Annotated in this window: 8 protein-coding genes; 1 reads left to right on the top strand and 7 read right to left on the bottom strand. The window is 69.4% G+C overall.

Annotated features, from left to right (window positions below):
• Positions 1–414: 414 nt before the first annotated feature.
• Positions 415–1,053, top strand: coding sequence for an NADH oxidase (locus ACTYVM_RS28685; RefSeq protein ID WP_445528736.1), 639 nt, complete (start codon positions 415–417; stop codon positions 1,051–1,053).
• 43 nt (positions 1,054–1,096) lie between these two features.
• Here the strand turns inward: ACTYVM_RS28685 and ACTYVM_RS28680 are convergent, their stop codons facing one another.
• The 7 genes from ACTYVM_RS28680 to ACTYVM_RS28650 form a co-directional block, all read right to left on the bottom strand.
• Complete coding sequence (locus ACTYVM_RS28680) at positions 1,097–1,705, bottom strand: response regulator transcription factor (protein ID WP_445528735.1); 609 nt, start codon at positions 1,703–1,705, stop codon at positions 1,097–1,099.
• 114 nt (positions 1,706–1,819) lie between these two features.
• Positions 1,820–2,962, bottom strand: a complete 1,143-nt coding sequence (locus ACTYVM_RS28675) for a sensor histidine kinase (protein WP_445528734.1) — start codon at positions 2,960–2,962, stop codon at positions 1,820–1,822.
• 1,180 nt (positions 2,963–4,142) lie between these two features.
• Positions 4,143–6,461, bottom strand: a complete 2,319-nt coding sequence (locus ACTYVM_RS28670) for a TOMM precursor leader peptide-binding protein (RefSeq protein ID WP_445528733.1) — start codon at positions 6,459–6,461, stop codon at positions 4,143–4,145.
• Positions 6,458–6,634 carry a hypothetical protein gene (locus tag ACTYVM_RS28665; RefSeq protein ID WP_445528732.1) on the bottom strand — a complete coding sequence of 59 codons (177 nt, stop codon included), beginning with the start codon at positions 6,632–6,634 and terminating at the stop codon, positions 6,458–6,460. The genes ACTYVM_RS28670 and ACTYVM_RS28665 overlap by 4 nt, the downstream gene beginning before the upstream one ends.
• A gap of 425 nt (positions 6,635–7,059) precedes the next feature.
• Positions 7,060–7,710: a thymidine kinase gene (locus tag ACTYVM_RS28660; RefSeq protein WP_445528731.1), complete on the bottom strand. Its 651-nt coding sequence runs from the start codon at positions 7,708–7,710 to the stop codon at positions 7,060–7,062.
• A 241-nt stretch (positions 7,711–7,951) separates the two neighbouring features.
• Positions 7,952–9,163, bottom strand: a complete 1,212-nt coding sequence (locus ACTYVM_RS28655; RefSeq protein WP_445528730.1) for an alkaline phosphatase family protein — start codon at positions 9,161–9,163, stop codon at positions 7,952–7,954.
• Positions 9,163–9,759 (bottom strand): DUF5998 family protein, encoded by a 597-nt coding sequence (locus ACTYVM_RS28650; RefSeq protein ID WP_400026764.1) that lies wholly within the window; start codon positions 9,757–9,759, stop codon positions 9,163–9,165. Before ACTYVM_RS28650 ends, ACTYVM_RS28655 begins: the two co-directional genes overlap by 1 nt.
• Between the last annotated feature and the right edge of the window lie 114 nt (positions 9,760–9,873).

The raw sequence follows: 9,873 nt of genomic DNA, 5'->3' as shown, positions 1-9,873 counted from the left end.
GTTCGGCAGCGTGGACAGGTCGTTCCCGAACGACGCCGTCTCCGAGGTGAAGCGGTCACCGGTGAGCTGCATACCGTCACCCGAGTCACCCGCGAACCGGATGATCACCCGATCCAAGCGGCGGACGGTCTTCCGATGTATCTCTTTGCTCTCCACTGCCAGAACGGCCACCGGCCGCCCCCTCTCCTAGACGTCGCGGACGCCGCACGCGCAGCGAAGCCGACTGACGCCGCACGCTAGGGGGGCGGACTTGTGACTGGCCAAAGCGCCCTCCTCCGACGCGACCCACACCGCACGCGCCGCCACCGGATGGCATATGAAAACTTCACGGGTAACGCATGAAGTTTCCTCTGGCGGCACGGGGTTGAGGCGCCGGATACTCGACCGCCCCACACAGAGCGAGGAGCACCCGCAATGTCTGAAGCCACGGGCAGGCAGCCGCTGCATCTGTGGTCGCTCAGCGAGGATGTCGTCGTGCACACCAGCGACGAAGAGGTGGTGCTGGTTGGACGGTTCGGCAAGGAACGACTGGTCGCCCCCGACCCGGTCGTCCGGGAGCTGCTGCGCCGCATGGAGCTGGGCCCTGTCCTGCCCGGCAACGTGGTGGGTGCCCTGGACCGTGGCCAGGCCGGTGTGTGCCTGCTACTCCTGTCGACCCTCCGCCGACTCTCCCACATGACGGTACGCACGCTGGCCGTGGACGACCGCAAGGGTGCCCTGCTGTCGGTCTCCCCCGAGTCCCGGCAGGCCGTCTTCGAGCCCGGCGAGCTGTCGGAGACGGATCTGCTGCGGCTGCCCCTTGATGTGCGCGTGACACTGGTGGACGCGGGGATATCGCTAGAGTCGGCAGCCTCGTTGCACCGCGTCGTGCTGCACCGTCCGGAGGCCGTGTGGGTGGTTGCCATGCTGGCGTGGCCTGTGACGCCCAGTGCCGCGTCGGAGGCACTGCCACTGCACCCCAGTGTCACCGACGGCGTCCTGCGCTACCTCGCGGCGGCCGACATGGCGCAGCCGGTAGACGGCGGCCACCCGCGCGGCCTACCACCGCTCTGAGGCCGGGCCGACGCCGCGACGGGAGCCTCTGCGGGCGCGAGGTTCACAGCACCCAGCCGGACTCCCTAGCGATCCGGATGGCATCGACGCGGTTGCGGGCATTGAGTTTGGTGACAATCACAGTCAGATAATTTCGCACCGTGCCAATGCTCAGGTGCAGCCTGGAGGCGATCTCGGCGGCCTCGGTCCCCTGCGCCACCAGCCGGAGCACCTCGCTCTCGCGGTTGGTCAGCGGGTTCTCAGAGCCGCCCCAGGCGGCCACGGCCAGCTGCGGGTCGATGGCGCGGTGTCCCGCGGCGACGCGGCGAATCGAATCTGCAAGCTGCTTGGGCGGGGCGTCCTTGAGGAGATAACCGTAGACCTGCGCGGCGAGCGCGCGGCGCAGGGTGCCCGGACGTCCGAGGCTGGTCAGGATGAGGGTGCGGCACCCAGGGAGCTTCGTGTGCAGCCGCTCGGCAGCGGTCAACCCGTCGAGGCCCGGCAGATCGATGTCAATGACGGCGACGTCCGGCTCGGCCTCGAGCGCCGCGGGGATGATCTCGTCACCGCGCTCGACCTCCACGACCACCTCGAGGTCGTCTTCCAGGCTCAACAGCGCGACGAGCGCACCGCGGACCATGTGCATGTCCTCAGCCAGCAGTATTCGAATCACGGCCCCCCCGTAATCCCTACCTTTGACGCATTGGCCGGATGGTACCAAGCGGAAATCAACACGGCTCCGGAATCTCGTTCTACGGATTCCGGGGCTCGCGGGGACGGACACGTCTCAGGCGGCGGAGCTCCCCACTGTTGCTTCTTCGCCGCCTAAAGGCCGCCACGAACCGCCGGCCTGCGCGGGCACCTCGGCCAGGAGGCGGAATGTGGACTGCCCACCGCTGCCGGTCTCGAGCCGCCCGCCGATGGAACTCACCCTGTCCTCCAGGTTCGAAAGCCCGCTGCCGCCGTCCGGTGCCGGGTCCCGGTAGCCGGGCCGGACCCCGTCGTTGACGACCAGAAGACGCGCGATCGCGCCGTGCCGCCCGGCCTCGATGGTGCAGTGACCGGCCTGGCTGTGTCGCAGCAGGTTGGTCACCGCCTCTCTCAGCACGGCCGCGAGGACCGAGTCGGCTTCCGGGCTGCAACGCTCGGCGGACACCCGCGCCTCCAGTTCGATGTTGGCCGCCGCCAGCACCGAGCGGGCCGAACTGATCTCCTGTTCCAGGGACATGTCCCTGAATCCGCGGGCGACCCGCCGGACGTCGCCCAGAGCCCTGCGGGAGACCGTGAGCACGTCCTCGACCTCCGCCATGGCGCGCCGAGGGTTGCTGTCGATGAGCCGGTGCACCAACTCGCTCTTGAGCGTGATCGTGGACAGCCCAAAGCCGAGCAGGTCGTGCAGGTCCCTGGCGAACCTCAGCCGCTCCTCCGTGACGGCGGCGTGCGCGAGTTCTCCGCGCGTCGCGTGCACCTCCGCGACCAGCTCGTTCAGCCGCGTCAGCCCGAAGGTGACCAGGCCTGTCAGAAGCGTGGACTGGCACAGGTACACCGTGTCGAGCACGGAATAGCCTTCGAGGAGCGTGGGCACGAGCAGGCTGGCACCGACGGCCGCGTACAGGCTCCAACCGACCCGAGGCGGCAGCAGAAGCAATAGCGAACCCGCGAGAAATCCCGCCATGGAGCCCCACTCGGCGCGGAACACCACCAGTGGGAGGTAGGAGAACAGCGCCTGCGCGCTCAGGGTTAGCACGCGTCGGCGCAGGGGCGCACGGTTGGCACCCGGCATGGAGTGCCCCAGCTGCAGCACGAGGACCAGCACGAGGCCGGTGATCGCAACGGCCGTCCCGTACGGCGGCAGCGAGACGGTCAGGACGTTGAGCGCGATGACGATCGAGTAGCTGACCAGCGCCGCCACCAGGACGGTGCGGGCCACCCGTGGAGCCGGGAGATCTCGACTCCGCCCGGGCGGAAGGCGTGTCACCCCTTCCCCCGCACCGCCTAACTCGTCCTGACTCTGCATCGTTCGCAGCCTCCTCCCCCAGCTCCACGGCTTTCGCCGCAGACGCAGTGCGGATGATATATGAAGGCCGTGACGACCAGAAGTACGTTGAGACTACCGTGAATTGACTAGTCAGCCTCGATTGTGTCGATCGCCGATTGGCCCGACGGTTCGTCCCGTTTGTGCCGCGTGAGCGCGGGTGGGGTCGTCGCGTGACGCTGCGGTTGCGCCGGGGTTCCACGTCTCCCGGGTGGTGCTTGACTGCTTCGTTCTGTTCGTCGTTGGGGGCGGGGGCCGGCTGGCAGGTGACGGCCGGGGGGTGAGCCGGTGCCAGCAGGTGGTGAACGCACTCGCCCAGGGCCAGGTGGTCTCGATGCCGAGCCAGCGGCAGCGGGCGTGTTTCGGGGCAGGTGGTAGAGCCGGAAACGCATGGTGTGGACCTCGGCGTCGGCAAGGTCGTCGGCATCGTGCAGGCCCGGGAGGCGAACCCAGGAGTCGAGGTCGGCGGCGAGGTTCGCGGTGAGCATCCAGCCGCGATTCACGTCCCAGGCTCTCGACGGAAGGTTGTGCAGGCCGAGCGCCTTGTTCGTTCGCACCCTGCCTCGGCGTGATCGCGGTGGAAGGCATCGAGGAACTGCGGCTGGTGGGAGCCGGCGATGCCCCACGTCCGGCCGATGTTCGTGGCGGTTGATGCTGTAGCGGCGGCCGGTCTTCTTCCCGAAATCGGTCAGCTTCTTGATCTGCCGGCCCGAGGGTCTGACCCGGCGAACGATCAGCCGCAGGCCGTCGGGCCAGCCCTCCCGGGCATTCAGTCCGGTCAACTCAGCCAGGGAGTAGTCCTCTTGGAGGGTGCCGTCCTGTTAGCACGGCCTCCCACGCCTGCTCAGGCAGCTTCGCAATCGCCTTCTCGTCCTCGTTGGTGATCTTCCAGCTGACGGAGGAACGGCAGCACGGCGGCGAGGGCGCCGGGAAGCCCCACCCTGTACGCCCGCTCACCAGAAAGGTGCCCTGACTCCTGTGCCGGATACGATGTAGACACTCACATCCTCGCAGGTCAAGGCATTTTTTCTGCTATCGGGACGTCAGATCGATCAATGCCGCTGAATCAGCCGAGTCAGACGAACAAAGGCACCGGGTTGAGCTCCTCGTAGGGGATGGGTTCGGCGCGTCTGCCGAGGCGCACGGGAACATCGAAGAGCCGGCCGGGAGCGAACCGAGCCCAGAAGTGGCGCATGCCGGGGACCACGGCCTTCACTACCGGAACTTCAAGGTCTGGTCTGGTCTGGTCCAGAACCAGCAGCTCCATGCCGCGCTCGCGCACCAGGCCGGTGATCGCCTCGACGTCGTCGCGAAGATCGACCCGTGGCACATACCGCCAGCTGTGCGGGGTTCGGGCGGGTTGTTCCGGGTCCGCAGTCAGGTAGGGGTGGGTGGTGACCGTGGCTGTGGTCCACCAGTTCAGCGGCTCCGGGTCGGTGACCGCGTACCCGGTGCCGTCGGCTCGTGCCTCGCACACCGTCGAGAGCAGCTGGCCGAGTTCGGTCAGGGCCCGGCGCAGCGCCACGCGGGGATCGGCGTGGGCGCCGAAGCCGAATACGATGTCCTGAGCTGGCTTGTCGGTGCGCCGCGACAGAGCCGCGAGCACGGGAACGCCGAAGTCCGAGGTGAGGTCGAGAACCCACAGTTCGCGGTGGATGCGCGCGCTCGCGGCGCGGATCCGCTCGACGTAGGGCTCGTCGAACGCGTCGATGTCTACGCCCGGTTGACGGGTGCGGTTGTACCACCACATAGCCACCGCGTCCCGCTCCACGAGCTCCAGGAATCCCTGGACCAGGGCGTCCTCGGGGCTGCTTCCGGCCGCGTTGCCGTTGGAGTCGGCGTACAGGCCGTCCGGGGACTTCCCGTCGCGCGTGAAGTAGAGCATCGAGGTGGGCAGCAGCCGTGTGATGCGGTCCGTGAGGGACCAGACCGGGGTCCACTCGGTGGGGCGCGTCTCGTCGAAGGGCACGGGTACGTACTGGAAGCTGGAGTGTCGGGCGTTCCACTCGTCCCGCTCCCGGAACTGCCGCTCGTCGTAGAGCTGGCAGGCGTACGGGTGCACGGCCTCGGCCCCCAGCCCCCGGTAGCTGTCCCGGATCACCAACTCGTCTCCGTGCCGGGTGCCGCTGTAGCGCTCCACCGCTTCACAAAGGGCACTTACCCGCGCCTCGCTCTCGGTGAGCCCCTTGCCGCCGCTGAGCGCGCGCAGCCCGGACCGCAGTCCTGCGAGCGTGTGCGCTGCCATGGCCAGATTGGGCCCGGAGACGCAGGAGTTGATCCCTGGCGGGGTGGACGGCGCGGGCCGGACCTCCTTGACGATGCCGGTGACCGGATCGATGAGGTGGCCGTACCGGGCGAGCATTTGGGCGGACGTGAGGGCCCGGTGTCCACCTCCGCCACTCGACGCCTTAAGGCGGGAGACCGGTACGAACGGCCGCCTGGTCCGCTCCGCCACCAGACTCGGGTTTCCACAGGCAGCGCACTGCGGCAGCCGGTCCACCCGATGAGCGGACACCTGCATGCGCAGGGTGTCCCACGTGTACAGCTCGCCCTGCTCGGGGTTGCGGACCCCGGCCAGCCACTTGGCGGCCTCCAGGACGGCGAGGTCGGTGGCGAGGGAGCGCCCTGCCGCGAGCGAGGCAACCGGAAGGAGCGGCGGCGCCGTCAGGCCGAGGGCACGGCGCAGCGGGAGTTCGGAGTGCCGGTGCCCGTCGAGCCGCACGCGCAGACAGTGCCAGCAGGGCCCCTCGCCGGGCCGGAAGAATGGGCCGATCCACGGCTGGTCGCCGCTGGTCCTGACCGGCAGCCAGGGGCGGCCGGCCGCCCGGTGAGCGCGGTCGATGTCGCCGAGGCGCGGCGCGAGATAGTCGTCGCACAGGACGAGTGTGAGATCCGCCGTCTCGGGTCGGTCCGCGAGGCCGATCCCGCTGGCGACGCAGGCGGCGCGCACCGCGGCGGTGTCGGCGCCGCCCGCCGTCTCGACCGACAGGGACCCAGTGGTGAGCCGGTTGGCGGCGGTCGCGCCGTCGAGCCCGGCGAGGTCCCAGTAAGCCTCGGCGGCGCGGGTGGTGTCGCTGGGCTCTCCGGGAGACGCCACCCGCGGGTGGGAGCGGAGCAGGCCAGCCGTCGTCAACGCATCGAGCGCGCTCGTGACGGACTCACAGCCGAGCGACGGGCCCGCATCGCGCAGGATCGCGGCCACGTCCCTCGTGCCGTCGAGCAGCGGCACCAGGACCTCGGCCGGTCGGCCGCGCAACGCGGTCACACCGCGCCGGGAGACGAGGTACGCGGCCTCTCCCGGAACGACGAACGGACGCAGGTGGAGTTTGAACCCGACTGTCGCCCCTTCGCCGTCGCCTGTCGGCTCGTTCCGCTCCCCCCCGGAGGCGGTCATGCCGAGTACGGTTCTCTGGCCACAGCGCGCCCATTCGCCGCGGCGATGCAGATGCCCGTAACGATGCCGGTCCGGTCCGCGTCGTCCAGGTTCTCAATGATCAGGCACGACCCGGCCACAGAAGCACCTGAGGACTCAGCGGACTCGCAACGCTGCTGCATGACGACTGCCATGGAACATCTCCTTTTCGCCGACGTGTCTGTGTTGGCAGTCATACTTGCGTGCGACTTGATTCCGGCAACAGTGGCCGTTTCACGGTCGGCGCATGAAGTTCTCATGCGCCTAGGCGTCCTGCCGGCCCTGGGGTGGTACCCAGTGCCGTGACTCTGTTGGTGATCGAAACGAAGTCCGTACCATGCCAGGTCACAGGCCGAGTCAGGTGGTGGCCGACGAACTCCGCCCAGGCATCCTGCGCCGCGATGTCGTCGCCGCTAGGTGCGCACGCCAGCCACGTTTTGTGGCACTGCCCAGGACTCGCACCTGCGCCAATGCCTGCGTCACGCCCGAGCGATCAGCCGCGCCACTCGCAGCGACGAGTCACAGCCTCGCGCCCCCAGCCGACATCCCGAGCTCCCCGGTTGCGCCGCCCCAGCGAAGGTCAGCTCGACGTGACCGGCAGCACGTCCGGCGACAGGACCGCCGCCTGCGCCGTCGCGCTCGTCATCCGCTTGCGATGATGACGGCGGCACAGAACCTCGTACCCGACGATCTCCGCAGCCATGCCCACGTTCCCCACCACAACCTGCTCGCCCTCGACGACCATCTCGCCGCCCAGCGTGCGCGCGTTGTGGGTGGCCCGCGCACCGCACCAGCACATCGCCTCGACCTGGAGCGCCTCAACCCGGTCCGCCAGCTCGATGAGCCGCTGCGAGCCGGGGAACAACTTGGTCCGAAAGTCCGTGGCGATGCCGAACGCGAACACATCGAGGTTCAGATCGTCCACGATCCGGGCCAGCTGGTCTATCTGCTCCGTCAGCAGGAACTGGGCTTCGTCCACAAGGACGTAGTCGACCTTGCCGCCCCGCGACATGCGCTCCACCACAAAGTGGTAGAGATCCAGTTCCGGAGCAGCCTCCACCGCCTCGGTCACCAACCCCAGGCGCGACGACAGCTTGCCCTCCCCCGCGCGATCGTCCCGCGTGAAGATCACGCTCTGCAGACCGCGAGCCGACCGGTTGTGTGCAATTTGTAGCGCCAGAGTCGACTTCCCACAATCCATCGTTCCGGAGAAAAACACCAATTCGGACATCAGGACTGTGAGGCCTTTCGCAAAGAACCATGCCGAGCGCACGCAACACGGGCAACTATGGAAGCGCTCCCCACAACTCCAGCCACGACGCGCCCACTGGATGGCGGATAGCCAAGAAAGTTGGTCGACTTCCCGCAGTCCATGGTTACGGAGAAGAACACCAGCTCGGGCATGGGCAGTTGGGCACCTTTCGGCGAGTGCGGAGGACGGTGGGGTACGGCGGGTGGGCACGGAAGTGGCCTCAGGAGCGTACTTCCAGGAGGGGGACCAGCTGCTCGGCAGGGGTCATCGAACCGTGGTTGCCGACCATCAGCGACTCCTTCGGCTCCTGCTCGGAGGCGATGAGCAGGACGTCGTCGCGGGCGGCGGCGACCACGTCGCCGATCCGCGCGTACACCCGTTCGTCGACCCGCGGCCCGAACCAGCCCGCCGCGACCGCCTCGTCCCGGGAGGCGATCCAGAACTGCTCGCCGAGCACCTCGCGCCAGCAGGTGAGCACGTCGTCCTCGGCACCCGGCACCGCGTACACGTGCCGCGCGCGTCCCTCGCCGCCGAGCAGGGCCACGCCCGCGCGCAGCTCCCAGTCCTCGTCGAAGTCGATGCGGTGCTGCTCGTCGAACGGGACGTCGAGCATGCCGTGGTCGGCGGTGACGTAGAGCGCGCTGTGCGGCGGGAGCTGTTCGGCCAGGCGCTGGACGAGCCGGTCGACGTGCATCAGCTGTCCGCGCCAGGTGTCGGAGTCGACGCCGTAGCGGTGGCCGGCGCCGTCGAGTTCGGAGTAGTACGTGTAGACCAGGGTCCGGTCGGCGGCGGCGAGCTGCTCGGCCGCGACGTCCATGCGCTCCTCGCCGGTCAGCCGCCCCAGGAACGTGCCGCCGCTGAGGGCGACCTTGGTCAGCGGGGTGTTCTGGAAGGCCGGGGAGGACACCTGGGCGGCGTGCACACCCGCCTGCTGGGCGAGCTGGAAGACCGTGGGGTGGGGCTGCCACGCGCGCGGGTCGCTGTACGGCTGCCAGCGCAGCTGGTTCATCAGCTGGCCGGTGGCCGGGTTGCGCACGGTGTAGCCGGGCAGGCCGTGCGCGCCCGGAGGCAGGCCGGTGCCGACGGAGGCGAGCGAGGTCGCCGTGGTCGCCGGGTATCCGGCGGTGATCGGGCGGCCGGTGCCGCCGCGCGAGCTGCCGAGCAGGGAGGTCAGGTAGGGCGCGTCGGCGGGGTGGGCCTTCAGCTGCTCCCAGCCGAGGCCGTCGATCAGGAAGACGCAGGCGCGGTCGACGGGGGCCAGCTCGCCGATCACGGCCGTCGTCCCCGGTACGCCCATGCCGGCGGCCAGCGTGGGCAGCAGGTCGGCGAGCGAGCCGGTTCCGTACTCGGGGACGGGTGCGGAGGCGATGGCCAGCGGCTCCGGGTGGCCCCAGGCGGTGGCGGCGTCGTCGGGGAAGAAGGGGCGGGTCATCAGCGGGTCAGGTCCGCGGTCGCCTCGGAGATCGCCTGGGCGAAGGCGAGGGCCTGCCGCACCGTCTCGGGGCCGTCACCGGCCTCGCTGACGCGCAGGCTGAGGTCGTCCGCCGTCGAGTTGCCGGTGTAGCCGTGGTCGGCCTCGCAGTTGGGGTCGCCGCAGGCGGCGGGCTCCAGGTCGATGCGGGACACGGCGCCCCAGCCGATGGTCAGCACGACCTCCCGCGGCAGCGTGCCCGGCGTGTACTGCTCCGGGTTGGCGACCACGCGGCTGACCACGACCGACGAGATCCGGTCGAGCTTCACCGACTCCGTGGACGTGGTGGCGTACGGCGTCGGGGAGGTGCTGTCGGCTCCCTGCTCGTCGGTGTGGCTGACGATGAAGCGGTTGCCGGTGAGAACGAGCACGGTCACGTGCCGCCGCACCTCGTTCTGGTCGAACGTGGTCTCCTGATGGACCAGGAACGACCGAATGGGCTCCCCGCCCACGGCGGCTTCCACCGCCTCGGCCACGAGAGCCGGGTAGTAGCCACTGCGTTCGATCGCCGAGCGCAGCCCCTGGGTCGTCGTACTGGTCTTGGCCATGCCGTCCATCCTAATCCGTGGGTGGGGGCGGTCCGGGCCAGTCGACGGCAACCCGGTCCGCCCGGACGGCAGGGCCGTCCCGCACGTGCCGCACCGGGCGAAGACCTGCGGGGGCCTGTCGGC

Source organism: Streptomyces cyslabdanicus (assembly GCF_052663305.1).
Note: the sequence above shows the minus strand (reverse complement) of the source record. Positions and strands in the feature narration are given on the sequence as shown.

Bases quoted from the DNA above. Each gene is read 5' to 3' on its own strand.
- ACTYVM_RS28685 (WP_445528736.1), top strand. From the start codon at position 415: ATGTCTGAAGCCACGGGCAGGCAGCCGCTGCATCTGTGGTCGCTCAGC.
- ACTYVM_RS28670 (WP_445528733.1), bottom strand. From the start codon at position 6,461: ATGACCGCCTCCGGGGGGGAGCGGAACGAGCCGACAGGCGACGGCGAA.
- ACTYVM_RS28665 (WP_445528732.1), bottom strand. From the start codon at position 6,634: ATGGCAGTCGTCATGCAGCAGCGTTGCGAGTCCGCTGAGTCCTCAGGT.
- ACTYVM_RS28660 (WP_445528731.1), bottom strand. From the start codon at position 7,710: ATGTCCGAATTGGTGTTTTTCTCCGGAACGATGGATTGTGGGAAGTCG.
- ACTYVM_RS28655 (WP_445528730.1), bottom strand. From the start codon at position 9,163: ATGACCCGCCCCTTCTTCCCCGACGACGCCGCCACCGCCTGGGGCCAC.
- ACTYVM_RS28650 (WP_400026764.1), bottom strand. From the start codon at position 9,759: ATGGACGGCATGGCCAAGACCAGTACGACGACCCAGGGGCTGCGCTCG.